Here is a 14,201-nt window from a genome sequence, read left to right as displayed (position 1 = left end):
TACCCATGACGAGGACGGGGACGAGGGCGGGGACGGGGACGATGGCCGACACGACGGAGACGGCGGAGACGGCGGAGACGGCGGCGGACACGAGGGCGGGCGGGGCCGCGGACCAGGCCGTTTCCTTCGCGGGGGCGGTGAAGGCCTTCGGTGCGGTGCGGGCCGTGGACGGGGTCGACCTGGAGATCGCCCGTGGCGAGACGGTCGCGCTGCTGGGCCGCAACGGCGCGGGCAAGTCCAGCACGATCTCACTCCTGCTGGGCCTGGACGAGCCCGACGAGGGCGTCGTACGGCTCTTCGGCGGCACCCCGGAGGAGGCCGTACGGGCGGGGCGCGTGGGCGCGATGCTCCAGGACAGCCGGCCGGTGCCACGGGTGACGGTGGGTGAACTGGTCGGGTTCGTGGCCGGTACGTATCCCGCGCCCATGCCCGTGGCCGAGGCGCTGGAGCTCGCGGGCATCGCCGAGTTGGCCGGGCGGCGCGTGGACCGGCTCTCCGGGGGCCAGACGCAGCGGGTGCGGTTCGCGGTCGCGCTGGTCGGGAACCCCGCGCTGCTCGTGCTCGACGAGCCGACCGCGGCGCTGGACGTGGAGGCGCGGTACGCCTTCTGGGACTCGATGCGGGCGTACACGCGGCGCGGTCACACCGTCCTCTTCTCCACCCACTATCTGGAGGAGGCGGACGCCAACGCCGACCGGATCGTCGTCATCGACCACGGGCGGATCGTCGCCGACGGCACCGGCGAGCAGCTGAAGCGGGCCGCGGGCGGCAGCCTGGTCGCCTTCGACCTGACCGACGGTGGCACGGACGGACTGGCGGCGCTGCCCGGTGTGGTCTCCGTGGAGGTGCGCGGGGACCGGGCGCGGCTGCGGACCGACGACTCGGACGCGACGGTGATCGCGCTGGCCGAGCGCGGCGCGATACGCGCCCTGGAGGTCGCGCCGGCCTCGCTGGACGACGCGTTCCTCGCCCTGACCTCCTCCGACGCCCCTGCCACGGCCCCTGCCCGTACCTTCCTGGAGACGGTGTGATGCTCGACTACCTGCGGCTCGAAGTGCGCCGGACGCTGCGGGACGTCGGCTTCATGATCGGCGGCGTCCTGATGCCGACGGTGATGTATCTGCTGTTCACGAACCTCGGTGACGGCGCCGAAGGCGACTGGCGGACCGTCTCGATGATCGGCATGGCCGCGTACGGCGCTATGGGCTCGGCCCTCAACACCGGCGGCGGGGTCGCCGAGGACCGGAGCATCGGCTGGCTGCGGCAGCTGCGGATCACGCCGATGAGCCCGCGCCAGGTCGTGATGGGCCGGGCGCTCACGGGAGCGGTGACGGTGCTGCCGGCGATCGTCGCGGTCCTCGTGGCGGGCGGCCTGGTCAACGGCGTACGGCTCGACGTCTGGAAGTGGGCGGCGATCGCGCTGCTGCTGTGGCTCGGCTCGATCCCCTTCACCCTGCTCGGCCTCGGCAACGGCTACCGGCTGACCGCGCAGGCCACGGGCGTGATGAACATGGTGTGCAACCTGACGCTCGCGGTGGTCGGCGGCCTGTGGTTCCCGCTGAGCCTGTTCCCCGGGTGGCTGCAGTCGCTGTCCTCCTACACACCCACGAACCGGTTCGCGCAGCTCGGCACGTCGGTCGCCGACGGACACGCGCCCGCCCTCGGGGCGGTGCTGGTGCTGACCGGTTGGCTGCTGGCCTTCGGCTCGTACGCTGTGGTCTCGTACCGCAGGACCGCGCGGACCGTCTGAACGGGGGCTGGAGACATGTCCTGGATGCGAAGGACCATCTGCCAGATGTCCGCGTGGCAGGAGAAGCGGACGGACTGGAAGGCCGACCGGGACGCGTTCGTCGCCGACCAGAAGGCCGTACGGAAGACCGGGAAGCTGCCGGAGCATCTGGGCCCGCCGCCCAGTGGGTTCGCGCTCCTCCCCTGGCTGCTCATGGGCATGGGCGCCTTCTCCAACCTCTTCCAGGGCAAGACCCCGAACCCGTGGATCGGCGGCATCGGCCTCCTCGTCTTCAACTCCCTCTACATCCATGTGGTGTTCCGGGCCTTCACCAAGGAGGCCCGCGAGGCCCGCTCCACCCGGGGCGCGCTGCTCGCCCTCGGCGTGGTGACCTGTCTCCTCGGCGGCCTGTACGGCGGCAGCTGGCTGCTCTTCTTCCCGCTGCTCGGCCTGGCCGCGGGCGCGATCGTCCGTGGGCGGTGGCTCGGCAGGACAGGCATCGGGCTGAGCGCGCTCGCGGGTGTCGTGGCCGGGCTGCGGGACGGCTGGGGCGCGGTGAACGTCGCGTACGGCACGTTCCTGTCCACCATGGTGACCGCGGCGATCCTGTCCCTGTCGGACGCCGTACGTGAACTGCGCGCGGCCCGCGAGGAGTTGGCCCGCCAGGCTGTCGAGAAGGAACGGCTGCGCTTCTCCCGTGACCTGCACGACCTCCTCGGCCACACGCTCTCCGTCATCGTCGTGAAGTCGGAGGCGGCCCGTCGGCTCGCGCCCCGCGACATGGACGCGGCGCTGGTCCAGGTCTCCGACATCGAGTCCGTCGGCCGCCAGGCGCTCACGGAGATCCGCGAGGCGGTCACCGGCTACCGCGAGGGCAGCCTGGCCGCGGATCTCGACCGGGCGGGATCGGCCCTACGTGCCGCCGGCATCGAGCCGGTCGTCCGCCAGTCCGGGCCGCCGCTCGCCGCCCAGACCGAGATCCTGCTCGGCTGGGTCGTCCGCGAGGCGGTCACCAACGCGGTGCGCCACAGTGGCGCGGGGCGCTGCGAGATCACGGTGGACGGTTCGGCGGAGCATGTTCGGCTGCGTGTCACGGACGACGGCCGCGGGGTGGCGCCGCCGGCCGCGCCGGAATCGCCCGTGCCCGGCATCGGCGGTACGGGTATCGGCGGTACCGGCCTGAAGGGGCTGACCGAGCGGCTCGCGGCGGCCGGGGGGTCGTTGGAGGCGGGGCCCGGGGTGCGGAACGGGTTCACTGTGACGGCGGAGCTTCCGGTGGACCCGGTGGATCCTGGGGAGCGGTTTGGGGTGCCGGAGCCGGCGGAGGCCGCTCGGTAGGTGCGGACCCGCTCCGCCGGGGGGGTGTGCTGTCTGGCTGCGGGTGAGTGGGAGTCGCTCCCGCCGTTCCCCGCGCCCCTGAAGACCGGCGGTACACGCGACCCCCTGCCTTTGGGGGCGCGGGGAACTGCGCACCAGCCACGACGAACCCGCGGCCCAGAAACGCACCCCCGGCGGAGCGCTTCCCCGGCCTACTCTGAGCCCGTGAACGAGATGCCCCGGGATCACCGGCCCGCCAAGTCCATCCGCGTTCTGCTCGCCGAGGACCAGGGGATGATGCGGGGCGCCCTCGCCCTCCTCCTCGGTCTGGAGGCGGACATCGAGGTGGTGGCTCAGGTCGGGAGGGGGGACGCGATCGTGGGGGCGGCCCTGGAATCGCGGCCGGAAGTGGCACTCCTGGACATCGAACTGCCCGGGATCAGCGGTCTGGACGCCGCCGCGCTGCTCCGGGACGAGGTGCCCGACTGCCGGGTGCTGATCCTCACCACCTTCGGCCGGCCGGGGTATCTGCGGCGGGCCATGGAGGCGGGCGCCGCGGGGTTCCTCGTCAAGGACGGGCCCGTGGAGGAGCTGGCCGAGGCGATCCGCCGGGTGCTGACCGGCGAGACGGTCATCGATCCCGCGCTCGCGGCGGCCGCGCTGAGTGCCGGGCCCAATCCGCTCACCGCCCGTGAGTGCGACGTGCTGAAGGCCTCGGCGGACGGCGCGACGGTCGCCGACATCGCGTCGAAGCTCCACCTCTCCGAGTCGACCGTCCGCAACTACCTCTCGTCGGCGATCGGCAAGACGGCCACGCGCAACCGCATGGAGGCCATGCGGGAGGCTCGCCAGCAGGGGTGGTTGTGAGAGGGCCCCGTCGTAAGCAGGGTTCGTTGTCTCGGGTGGGATGTGGCGACGCGCCCGCACCGAACCTCACCCCCGCCCCGCAACCCCCCGCGGCAGCCACACCAGCATCAGCACAACCCCCGCGAGCAACACACCCCCACCCGTGCGGAACACCAGCGCATACCCCTCCGTCAGCGCCTCCGGCGAAACCCCACCCCCGGTCCGCGCCGCGGCGATCGTCGACATCACCGAGAGCCCGATCGAACCACCCATCGTGCGGGAGGTGTTGATCAGACCCGACACCAGACCGGCCTCCCCAGGCTCCGCCCCCGACGTGGCCAGCGCGGCGAGCGGCGTCGCGGACAGCCCGGCGCCGAGCATCATCAGGATGCCGGGGAACATGATCGCGGTGAGATACGCGCCGTCGGCGGTCATCGTGGACTGCCAGCCGAACCCGGCGGCGGCCACCAACGCCCCGAGCACGGCGACATTCCGCGCTCCCACAACGGGCATCAACCGCGGCGCGACCTTCGAGCCGAGGATCACCGCGAGCGAGCTGGGCACGAGCGCGAGTCCGGCGTCCAGCGGCGAGTAGCCGAGCACGTTCTGTGCGTACAGCGTCATGAAGAACCACATGCAGAACATCGCCGAGCCGCACAGGAACATCGCCACGTTCGCCGAGGACACCGACCTCAGCCGGAACAGCTTCAGCGGCATCAACGGCACCTTCGTCCGCGCCTCGACGAGCACGAACAGCCCGATCAGGACGGCCCCGGCGGCCAGTGGCACCAGGGTCGAGGCCGAGGCCCACCCCTCGGCCTCGGTCTGCACGATCCCGTACGCGAGGGTCGCGAGTCCGGCCGTCACCAGCAGGGCTCCCGGCAGGTCGATCCGCCGTCCGTCACCGGCCCGGCTCTCGACGAGCCAGAGCAGGGCACCGGCCAGCACCACCGCACCGATGGGCACGTTGATCAGCAGGACCCACCGCCACGACAGCCCGTCGACCAGGACCCCGCCGACGAGCCCGCCCGCCGCGCCGCCGCCCCCGCCGACCGCGGTCCAGGTCGCGATGGCCCGCGCGCGTGCCGCGCCCTCGGGCACGGCCGACGTCAGGATGGTCAGCGTCGAGGGCGCGAGCACCGCCGCCCCGAGGCCCTGCACGGCCCGCGCGGCCAGCAACTGCCAGCCCTCCTGGGCGAGCCCGCCCGCGAGCGAGGCCAGCGTGAACAGCGCGAGCCCGATCAGGAACATCCGCTTGCGGCCGTACAGGTCCCCGGCCCGCCCCCCGAGCAGCATGAACCCGGCGAAGGCGATCGTGTACGCGTTGACGACCCACTGGAGCCCGGGGGCGCTGAGCCCCAGGTCGGCCCGCATCGACGGCAACGCCGTATTGACCACGGACACATCGAGGACGACGAGGAACTGTCCCGCGCAGGCGAGTGCGACCACCAGCCAGGTGGGCGGCGCGGCACGACCGGACACGGGTATCTCTGCGGCGGTTCTGAGCGTGGGCATGGGTGTCATGCTCGCAGCGGTCCCGTGCCCCGTACATCGGAATTTCGCTGCACGATCCGTCCGCCGCAGGACCTAGGACCCCGGGCCGCCCTTTTCCCACCGCCCAGACCCGCTCGGAAGCCCCGCTCAGCCCCGCCCGGAAGCCCCGCTCAGCCCCGCCTCAGCAGGGTCACCACCGCCGCGCCTCCGAGCCCGATGTTGTGCGCGAGGCCCACGCGCGCGCCCGTCACCTGCCGGGCCGCCGCCTCGCCCCTCAACTGCCAGACCAGTTCGGCGACCTGGGCGATTCCGGTGGCTCCCAGGGGGTGCCCTTTCGAGATGAGTCCGCCCGAGGGGTTCACCACCCAACGGCCGCCGTACGTCGTCGCGCCCGACTCCACGAGCTTCCCGGACTCCCCCTCCTCGCACATGCCGAGCGCCTCGTACGTCAGGAGTTCGTTGACGGAGAAGCAGTCGTGGAGTTCCACGACGTCGACGTCCTCGATGCCGAGCCCGGCCCTCTCGTACACCTGCCGGGCGGCGGCCCGTGACATCGGCTGCCCGACGACGTCGATGCACGACCCGGACGCGAACGACTCCTCCGTGTCGGTGGTCATCGCCTGCGCGACGATCTCCACGGCCCGCTCCCCCAGCCCGTGCCGCTCCACGAACCGCTCCGAGACGACGACGGCCGCGGCGGCCCCGTCCGAGGTGGGCGAGCACTGGAGTTTGGTCAGCGGCGCGTGCACGGTACGCGCGGCGAGGATCTCGTCGACCGAGTAGACGTCCTGGAACTGCGCGTAGGGGTTGCTCGCCGAGTGCCGGTGGTTCTTGGCTCCCACGGCCGCGAGCTGCGCCTCGGTCGTGCCGTACTTCTCCATGTGCTCACGTGCCGCATCGCCGAAGATCTGGGCGGTGGGCGGAGTCATCTCGAAGCCGTGCCGCGCCGCCATCACGCCGTAATGACGCGCAACCGGTGACGTCTTGAAGTCACCGCCATCGGCCCCGCCCCCGAGCGCCCCCCGCGCCATCTTCTCGAACCCCACCGCCAGTACGCAGTCGCTCGCGCCGCCCTCCACTAACTGCCGGGCGAGCATCAGCGCGGTCGAGCCGGTCGCGCAGTTGTTGTTCACGTTGTAGACGGGCACTCCGCTCAGGCCGAGTTCGTACACCGCCCGTTGTCCGGCCGTGGAGGCCTGGAAGCAGTAGCCGACGGGCACCTGCTCCACGGCGTCGTACGAGATCCCGGCGTCGGCAAGGGCGCCCGTGCCCGCCTCCCGGACCATGTCCCAGTACTGCCAGTCCCGGGTCTCCGGCTTCTCGAACTTGGTCATGCCCACACCGACGACATACGCCTTCATGACTCTCCCCGGTCTTCCGCTGGCTCTTCCGCTCGCTGGTCCCTCGGCAGGCCGAGGATGCGCTCCGCGACCACGTTCAGCTGCACCTGCGTCGTCCCGCCGGCGATGGTCAGACACCGGCTGAGCAGGAATCCGTGCACGGCCCGCTCCCCGGCGCCCTCGCGCAACGCACCGGCCGGGCCGAGGAGTTCGAGTGCCAGCTCGGCGACCTTCTGCTGGTGCGCGGTCTGGACGAGCTTGCGTACGGAGGCACCGGCGCCCGGGTCGACGCCCGAGACCTGCCGCATGGTCGTACGCAGTCCGATGCAGCCCAGCGCGTGGGCCTCCGCGATCAGGGTGCCGACGCGTTCCCGCACGGCGTCGTCGAGGCCGGCGGAGCGGGCGACGATCGCTTCGAGGCCGGTACCGAAGGTCAACTGGTCGGCCATGTGGACGCGTTCGTTGCCGAGGGTGTTGCGCGCGACCCGCCAGCCGTCGTCGACCGAACCGACCACGGCGTCGGCGGGCAGCACGACGTCGTCGAAGTAGACCTCGTTGAAGAGCGATTCGCCGGTGATCTCCTTCAGGGGACGGATCTCGATGCCGTCCGTCTCCTTCATGTCGACGACGAAGTACGTGAGCCCCTTGTGCCTGGGCGCGTCCGGGTTCGTCCGGGCGAGGAGGATCCCGTAGTCCGCCCACTGGGCCGAACTCGTCCACACCTTCTGCCCGTTGACGCGCCAGCGCCCGTCCGCGGTCCGCTCGGCCCGGGTGCGGAGCGAGGCGAGGTCGGACCCGGCCCCGGGCTCCGAGAAGAGCTGGCACCACAGCACGTCCCCGCACAGCGTCGGCAGCAGATACCGCTCCTGCTGCTCGGAGGTTCCGTAGGCGATGAGCGACGGTACGACCCAGGTGGCGATCCCCAGATCGCCGACGCGCACTCCGGCGGCGGCCAGTTCCTCCTGCACGGCGAGCTGCTGGACGGGTCCTGCACCGAGTCCGTACGGCGGGGGCAGATGGGGTGCGGTGTATCCGGTGGGCGCCAACTCCCTTCGTACGGCTGCTGGTTCGAGGCCACGTACGCGTGCGATCACCGAGCGGGCCGCCACCCGGTGCCGCGCGGCCTCCGCCTCGGGAAGCTCCGTACGGAGCTCGCGTCTCGCCCCGTTCTCCGCCGCTCCGACCGCCCGAAGCAGATGCCCGCCGCCGAGCAACTGCCGTGCCACCAGGGCCCGTCGGAGGTAGAGATGCGCGTCGTGTTCCCAGGTGAAGCCGATGCCGCCCAGCACCTGGACGCAGTCCTTGGCGCAGGTGAGGGCCGCGTCGAGCGCGACACCGGCGGCGAGAGCGGTCACCAACTCCCGTACGTCGTCGGGTTCCTGTACCGCCCGGGCCGCGTCCCACGCCAGCGCAGCGGCCCGCTCTACGCGGACCAGCATGTCGGCGCACAGGTGCTTGATCCCCTGGAACTGCCCGATGGGCCGGCCGAACTGCTCCCGCACCTTCGCGTACTCGGCCGCGGTCTCCAGCGCCCACGCGGCGGTCCCGCACGCGTCGGCGGCGAACACGGCGGCGGCGAGGTCCCGCACCAGCGCCGAGTCGATGTCGAGGACGCGCTCGGGCGGGACGCGTACCGCCGTGGCCACCACCTCCGCGGTCGCGCGCGTCGGGTCGGCGCTCTCGTGGACGCGGACGGAGAGCTGCGAGGCGTCCACGGCCAGCCACAGCGTGCGCCCGCCCGGCGCCGAAGCCGAGACCGACAACGGCACCGACGCCGACGCCGGGACAGACACGGGCACCGACGCCGCCAGGATCAGCACGTCCGCGTCGCCGCCGGACAGTACGGGCGGAGCCGTCCCGTCGAGCACGTACCCGTACCCGTCCGCGTCGGCCACGGCGGTCAGCGTCCCGGTCCCGAGGGCGACCGCCCCGATCCGCTCGCCCCCGGCCATGTCCCGTACCAGCTCCTCGGCCGTGGCGCCCGCCCTCGCGAGCACCAGCGAGGCGAGCGCGTTCGCCACGTACGGCCCAGGGAGCGCCGCACGCGCGGCCTCCTCCAGTACGACGGCGAGGTCGAGCACCGTCCCGCCGCCGCCTCCGCACTCCTCCGGGAGGTGCACCGCGAGGAATCCCTGCGCGGCGAGCGCGTCCCAGTGGGCGGGGCGTCCGCCCTGGCCACCGGGTGCGTCGAGCAGCTTGCGCGTTTCCTCGGGTGGCACCGTCCGGGCGATCCAGCCGCGTACGGCCTCGGCCAGGTCCCGCTGTTCCCGCGTGATCCCGATCCCCATGCGGCGCAGACTAGAACACGTTCCAATCTGACGGAAGGTCAGATACCGACGGATCCACTTCCGGCCCGCTTCCGACTCACTGTCCTGTGCGCGTGAACCTTGCGAAGTCCAGGTCAACCTTGCGAGGGTCATTGCGGCGTCCGAGGTAACTCTGCGAGCCGGCCACCGTTAGGTCGGCATGGCCCAGAAGTTACGTGCCGTCGCTGGTGGGGTGACGGGTCCCCCGTTCGATGGTTTTGAGGTCGCGTACATCGATCCGGGCGGGTCGGAGTTGCGTCGTCCGCTGGCGGATGTGTGGGCGGTCCGGTTCGAGGACGCCGCGCCGGTACGCGAGTTCCACTCGTACAAGGGGCAGCGGCACCTGCCGGGGCTGTGGTGGTCGTCGACGGTCAGCAGGCATGTCGGCTACGAGTCCTGGCTGGAGCGCGATCACGTGATGCTCCTGGACTTCGACCCGTCGGTGGTCGGGGTGTCCTCGCAGCCGTTCTGGCTGTTCTGGACCTCGGAAAAGGGCAAGGGCATCTCCCATGCGCCGGACTACTTCGCTCGCCGGGACGACGGTGCGGCAGTCGTGATCGACTGCCGTCCGGCGGACCGGCGAAAGCCGAGGGACTGGGCGAAGTTCGAGGCAACGAAGGCGGCTTGTGATCTGCTGGGGTGGGAGTTCCGGCTGGTCGGGGCGCCGGATCAGATCGTCGTTGCGAATGTGCGCTGGCTGGCTGGATACCGGCATCCGCGGCACCACGTGGTGCCGGTCGGCTCCGTGCTGCTGGAGGTGTTCGCCGAGCCGCGGCCGTTGCTGGATGGGGCCTTCTCGGCCGGGGATCCCATCGCGGTGCTGCCGGTGCTGTTCCACCTGCTCTGGCGGCACGAACTGGCAATTGATATGTCGATCCCGCTGCATGCCTCGTCCGTCATGTCACCGGGGGTGCGGTGATGGTCCGTGGAAGCTCCTCGGTGCTGCGGCCGGGCGACTGGGTCACCTACGACGACGGTGACCACCAGGTGGTGGCCCTGTCCGGCACATCGGTGCGACTGCGCTCACAGGACGGCGCCGAGATGGTCGTGCTGGCCTCGCATCTGATGGCCGCACCCGACTTCTCGGTCACCGGCACACAGCCTCTGCCGGAACTCGAACCGCTCGGGTTGCTGAGTACGGTGCCAGAAGCGGCACTGGCCGCGGCTCGGGAGTGGGAACGTCACGTGCTGGAGGTCGAGACCGGTCTACCACCGAATGCGGAACCGGGCACTGCACCGCGCCCTGAGTACGACCCTGCTGCCCGTTCCCTGGCCGAGCGGGATGCCTCGAAGGCGGCTGAGCTCGGGGTGGGTGTCCGCACCGTCCAGGGCCGTCGATATGCCTACGCCCGGCAGGGCCTTTGGGGGCTGCTGGATCAGAGGGCAACACGGGCTTCGGAGGCGACGGGGCGGGCGGATGCCCGGCTGATCACGGCAGTCGAGGAAGCCATCGCGGCGGAGACGAACTCGTCGACCGGCACTCGTTCACGGTTGATCCGCCGGGCAGTCAAGGCGGTCGAAGCAGCCCACGGGCCTGGAGTGGTGCCGCTGCCGGGCCGGAGCACTTTCTACAAGCTCATCGACGCGCTATCCACGGGGCGGCACACCTTCGGCTCCGCGGTCACCCGGCGGCAGACCGCCAACCGTCCGCAAGGCCCGTTCACCCCGACGTTCGCGGCCCGGCCTGGAGAGCAAGTACAGATCGACTCCACCCCGCTGGACGTGATGGTGGTGCTGGACTCCGGGCAGACGGTCCGCGCGGATCTGACCATCGCCGTTGATGTTGCCACGCGCACGATCTGCGCGGCTGTGCTGCGGCCGGTGGGCACCAAAGCGGTGGATGCCTCGCTGTTGCTGGCGCGGATGCTGGTGCCCGAGCCGATGCGGCCGGGCTGGTCAGCCGCGCTACGGATGGCCGCCTCCCGAATGCCGCACATGCGACTGCTGAATGTGGACACCCGGATGGAACAGGCCGCCGCGAAGCCGGTGATCGTGCCGGACACCATCGTCATCGACGGCGGGAAAGTGTTCCTCTCGGACACCTTCACCCGGGCCTGCAACCGGCTGGGGGTCTCCGTTCAAAGATCGAGGCCCCGCACGCCGACCGACAAGGCGATCGTGGAGGCCACGTTCTCCGCGATCAACACGCTGTTCTGCCAACACGTCGCCGCCTACACAGGCCCCAATGTCTCCCGCCGCGGCGAGCGAGTGGAAGAACACGCGGTCTGGACAGTCTGCGAGCTCCAAGACCTCCTGGATGAATGGCTGCTGGCCGGGTGGCAGACCAGGCCGCATGACAGCCTCCGTGATCCCTACCGCCCCAAGAAGGCACTGTCACCGAACGACAAGTACGCCTCCCTGGTCACGGCCTGCGGCTATCTTCCGCTTGTGCTGCGGGGCGAGGACTACCTGGAACTGCTCCCGGTGGCTTGGAGAGCGGTCAACGACTACGGCATCCGCATCGGTTACCGCACCTACGACAGCACAGACCTGGGCCCCTGGCGGCGCCAGCACTCCGGAAACACCGCCAAACGCGGGCTCTGGGAGGTGCATTACGACCCCTACGACCTGTCCCAAGTGTTCGTACGCACCCGGCACGGCTGGATCATCGTTCCGTGGGTTCACCTGCCACTCGTCAACGCACCGTTCGCGGACTTCACCTGGCAGCACGCACGCCGCCTGGCCGCCGAGGCCGGACTGGACGACACCCACGAAGCCGCGGTTGCCCGCGTCCTGGACGAGCTCCTGACCCGGGCTGAGCACGGCCCGGACAAGCACACGGCCCGGGTGGCCGGCCGCACCCGGGCGGGAGCCGCCGCCCACCGGCCGCCTGCCCAAGAGACCGAGGCGGATCCGTCCGCACCCAATGACAGCCCGCAGCCAGCCGCGCCGGTCGTCCCGTTCGGCGTCTTCGATGCCCACGCAGAAGCCGAAAGGTGGCTATGAGCAGGTCCACCACGCACCGGAGCCCGGCACCCAACGAAGGCCAGGAGGCACCACCGGACAGCCCGTTGACGACAAAGGAAGGGTGGCGTCGCTTCGTCGAGCACGAGCCCGTGCCGCCGGTGCTCATGTCAGCTGGCGAACGGGCCGCGCTCAGTCCCCGGGAACGGCTGCGGGATGACGAACGGCGGCGGGACTACCACGCCGACCTCCCGCTGGTGAACACTCCGACGATCCGCAAGGTGATCGCCACCTCTCGGCTGCTGGTCCAGCTCAACCGCCGACAGTTCTCCGCCCGTCGGGGCGTCATCATCAGTGGCGCTTCCGGCACCGGGAAGACCACCGCACTGTCGCAGCTCGGACGCGCCCATGAGCTCGCCGCCCGCAGGCGCTTCCCTCGTGAACGCGGTCGGCTTCCGGTCCTCTATGCAACGGTCCCACCGGCAGCCACACCTCGGATGCTCGCGATGGAGTTCGCCCGCTTCTTCGGCCTCGACTTCCCCAGGCGGGCCAACATCACCGACGTCGTCAACTCCGTCTGCACCACCGCCGCACACACCAATGTCGACCTCGTCCTGATCGACGAACTCCACAACCTCAACCTCGCCACCCGCACCGGCGCCGAAGCCTCCGACCAACTGAAGTACTTTGCTGAGCGACTGCCTGCCACGTTCATCTATGCGGGCATCGACGTTGAAGATCAAGGACTGTTCGCGGGGACCCGCGGACGCCAGATCGCCGGGCGGTTCACCGTGATTCCCGCCAGCCCGTTCTCTTACACGCCCGGAGCGGACCGCGATGCCTGGCAGGCTCTCGTCGAGACCCTGGAGTCCATGCTCCGGCTGCGTCATCACCAGCCCGGGACGCTGGCGGGCATGGGCGAGTACCTCTACCACCGCACCGGCGGCATGATCGGCACCTTGTCCCAGCTGATCCGAGGGGCCGCGGTACTGGCTATGGAAGACAGCAGCGAACGCATCACGCAGGAACTCCTCGAAGCCGTCCCCATCGACTACGCCGCCGAACAGTCCGAACGACTCACGGCCCCCACGAAGTCCCGCAAACGCAGGAACCGCGCGGCCTGATGGCCTCGCTCCGACTCCCGTCCTCGGTGCCCCCCGCCCGGCATGAGGTCACCGCCTCCTACGTCGCCAGACTCGCCTGCCTGCACGGCATGGACTTCCATCTGCTCTGGGAACAGCTCACCCGACCCGTCGCACGGCGAACCACGGTCCGCACCATCGTGCCTGACAAGCTCTCGGCCGCCACCGGCCGCCCGCTACAGCACCTCGCCGGCGCACTCCCCGAGCTCCGCACTCCAGCCCCCGACTGGAAATTGTTCCGGCACGAACACCAGCCCGGCTGCCACCACTGCACCGCCCGCCATCCCGGTGGTCCCGTCGTCCAGTTACTGCCGCACCACCGCTACGTCTGCACCCGGCACCGGATCTGGATCGGCCCGCCCGACGTCACCGATCTCACCACCTCCCTCGACGCGCTCCCGGAAGTTGTTCACGCTCAACGGCGGCATCTGCGCATCCTCCAGCGCCACGGCTGGGCCATCACCTACGACGCTGTCCTCACCGCCATCCTCATCTGCGCCCAACTCTGGTCACTCCCAGAGACAGAGAATGGCGACGCATGGCATGACTGGATCCGCAGGGCCAACCTCCTCATCCCGCCGGGCACCTCCGAGTCGACGTTTTCGGTCTCGCGCCTCTGCGCTGCCGTCTATCCCGAAGCCGTCGCCCTGGCCTCGCTCCTCGCCTCCCCCTACTGGAGACAACAGGCCCAGGGCAGCCCCCGAGACCGCAACCACTTCGACGCCGAGGTCGCCCGGCTACTCCGGCACCCCAACTACCGGCGGCACCGCTACCACGACCCCATCAGCCATTGGGCCGACGTCAACTCCCGCAAGCCCCCGCTCGACCCCATCCGCGTCCACGGCGACAAGCGACCACCGCGCGCCCCGCATCTCCACCAACCGTCCCTGCACTCCGCCACCCGACGCGCACAGCAACGTCACGCCCGCACTTTCGATCCCGCCAACCGGGCTGGCGAAGCACTGATCATGCACCGCCATCTCGCCACTGTTTTCCGACGCGCCTGGTCCTCGTTCCGGACACCGTCTCTCCGCTCCCAACCCGTGGGAGGGCACTATGACTTCATCAACCACGGCCCAGTCGGATGACCTCACCCGGCGGCCCGAAGCTCGACGATTTCGCA

At 70.7% G+C, this 14,201-nt stretch carries 11 protein-coding genes; 8 read left to right on the top strand and 3 right to left on the bottom strand.

The window, feature by feature from the left end:
• The first annotated feature begins 5 nt into the window (after nt 1-5).
• The 4 genes from ACZ5VQ_RS18160 (at nt 6) to ACZ5VQ_RS18145 (ending at nt 3,913) form a co-directional block, all read left to right on the top strand.
• Complete coding sequence (locus ACZ5VQ_RS18160) at nt 6-1,031, top strand: ABC transporter ATP-binding protein (protein WP_469105755.1); 1,026 nt, start codon at nt 6-8, stop codon at nt 1,029-1,031.
• Nucleotides 1,031-1,750 (top strand): ABC transporter permease, encoded by a 720-nt coding sequence (locus ACZ5VQ_RS18155; RefSeq protein WP_469105754.1) that lies wholly within the window; start codon nt 1,031-1,033, stop codon nt 1,748-1,750. The genes ACZ5VQ_RS18160 and ACZ5VQ_RS18155 overlap by 1 nt, the downstream gene beginning before the upstream one ends.
• A gap of 45 nt (nt 1,751-1,795) precedes the next feature.
• Nucleotides 1,796-3,067, top strand: coding sequence for a sensor histidine kinase (locus tag ACZ5VQ_RS18150; RefSeq protein ID WP_469105753.1), 1,272 nt, complete (start codon nt 1,796-1,798; stop codon nt 3,065-3,067).
• A 213-nt stretch (nt 3,068-3,280) separates the two neighbouring features.
• Nucleotides 3,281-3,913 (top strand): response regulator, encoded by a 633-nt coding sequence (locus tag ACZ5VQ_RS18145; RefSeq protein WP_469105809.1) that lies wholly within the window; start codon nt 3,281-3,283, stop codon nt 3,911-3,913.
• A 66-nt stretch (nt 3,914-3,979) separates the two neighbouring features.
• On the opposite strand, the gene ACZ5VQ_RS18140 is transcribed toward ACZ5VQ_RS18145, so the two are convergent.
• The 3 genes from ACZ5VQ_RS18140 to ACZ5VQ_RS18130 form a co-directional block, all read right to left on the bottom strand.
• Nucleotides 3,980-5,416: a DHA2 family efflux MFS transporter permease subunit gene (locus tag ACZ5VQ_RS18140; protein WP_469105752.1), complete on the bottom strand. Its 1,437-nt coding sequence runs from the start codon at nt 5,414-5,416 to the stop codon at nt 3,980-3,982.
• Nucleotides 5,417-5,556: 140 nt separating this feature from the next.
• Nucleotides 5,557-6,747, bottom strand: a complete 1,191-nt coding sequence (locus tag ACZ5VQ_RS18135) for a lipid-transfer protein (protein WP_469105751.1) — start codon at nt 6,745-6,747, stop codon at nt 5,557-5,559.
• The gene (locus tag ACZ5VQ_RS18130) at nt 6,744-9,014 is read right to left on the bottom strand and encodes an acyl-CoA dehydrogenase (RefSeq protein WP_469105750.1); all 2,271 of its coding nucleotides are present in this window, start codon (nt 9,012-9,014) and stop codon (nt 6,744-6,746) included. Before ACZ5VQ_RS18130 ends, ACZ5VQ_RS18135 begins: the two co-directional genes overlap by 4 nt.
• Nucleotides 9,015-9,192: 178 nt before the next feature.
• Here ACZ5VQ_RS18130 and ACZ5VQ_RS18125 point away from each other — a divergent pair, with 178 nt between their 5' ends.
• Genes ACZ5VQ_RS18125 through ACZ5VQ_RS18110 form a run of 4 tightly spaced genes read left to right on the top strand, consistent with a single transcriptional unit; the run spans nt 9,193 to nt 14,166 of the window.
• On the top strand, nt 9,193-9,951 hold the full coding sequence (locus ACZ5VQ_RS18125) for a TnsA-like heteromeric transposase endonuclease subunit (protein WP_469105749.1): 759 nt from the start codon (nt 9,193-9,195) through the stop codon (nt 9,949-9,951).
• Nucleotides 9,951-11,978 (top strand): Mu transposase C-terminal domain-containing protein, encoded by a 2,028-nt coding sequence (locus tag ACZ5VQ_RS18120; RefSeq protein WP_469105748.1) that lies wholly within the window; start codon nt 9,951-9,953, stop codon nt 11,976-11,978. Before ACZ5VQ_RS18125 ends, ACZ5VQ_RS18120 begins: the two co-directional genes overlap by 1 nt.
• A complete protein-coding gene (locus ACZ5VQ_RS18115; RefSeq protein ID WP_469105747.1) occupies nt 11,975-13,060 on the top strand; it encodes a TniB family NTP-binding protein in 1,086 nt (361 codons plus the stop codon). The genes ACZ5VQ_RS18120 and ACZ5VQ_RS18115 overlap by 4 nt, the downstream gene beginning before the upstream one ends.
• Entirely contained in the window at nt 13,060-14,166 is a 1,107-nt protein-coding gene (locus ACZ5VQ_RS18110; RefSeq protein WP_469105746.1) for a hypothetical protein, read from the top strand. Before ACZ5VQ_RS18115 ends, ACZ5VQ_RS18110 begins: the two co-directional genes overlap by 1 nt.
• The last annotated feature ends 35 nt before the right edge of the window (nt 14,167-14,201 follow it).

It is taken from the genome of Streptomyces sp. NPDC033178 (genome assembly GCF_055577685.1).
Note: the sequence above shows the minus strand (reverse complement) of the source record. Positions and strands in the feature narration are given on the sequence as shown.

Excerpts from the sequence above, each read along its gene's own strand:
- ACZ5VQ_RS18160 (WP_469105755.1), top strand. The coding sequence starts at position 6 with ATGACGAGGACGGGGACGAGGGCGGGGACGGGGACGATGGCCGACACG.
- ACZ5VQ_RS18155 (WP_469105754.1), top strand. The coding sequence starts at position 1,031 with ATGCTCGACTACCTGCGGCTCGAAGTGCGCCGGACGCTGCGGGACGTC.
- ACZ5VQ_RS18150 (WP_469105753.1), top strand. The coding sequence starts at position 1,796 with ATGTCCGCGTGGCAGGAGAAGCGGACGGACTGGAAGGCCGACCGGGAC.
- ACZ5VQ_RS18145 (WP_469105809.1), top strand. The coding sequence starts at position 3,281 with ATGCCCCGGGATCACCGGCCCGCCAAGTCCATCCGCGTTCTGCTCGCC.
- ACZ5VQ_RS18140 (WP_469105752.1), bottom strand. The coding sequence starts at position 5,416 with ATGACACCCATGCCCACGCTCAGAACCGCCGCAGAGATACCCGTGTCC.
- ACZ5VQ_RS18135 (WP_469105751.1), bottom strand. The coding sequence starts at position 6,747 with ATGAAGGCGTATGTCGTCGGTGTGGGCATGACCAAGTTCGAGAAGCCG.
- ACZ5VQ_RS18130 (WP_469105750.1), bottom strand. The coding sequence starts at position 9,014 with ATGGGGATCGGGATCACGCGGGAACAGCGGGACCTGGCCGAGGCCGTA.
- ACZ5VQ_RS18125 (WP_469105749.1), top strand. The coding sequence starts at position 9,193 with ATGGCCCAGAAGTTACGTGCCGTCGCTGGTGGGGTGACGGGTCCCCCG.
- ACZ5VQ_RS18120 (WP_469105748.1), top strand. The coding sequence starts at position 9,951 with ATGGTCCGTGGAAGCTCCTCGGTGCTGCGGCCGGGCGACTGGGTCACC.
- ACZ5VQ_RS18115 (WP_469105747.1), top strand. The coding sequence starts at position 11,975 with ATGAGCAGGTCCACCACGCACCGGAGCCCGGCACCCAACGAAGGCCAG.
- ACZ5VQ_RS18110 (WP_469105746.1), top strand. The coding sequence starts at position 13,060 with ATGGCCTCGCTCCGACTCCCGTCCTCGGTGCCCCCCGCCCGGCATGAG.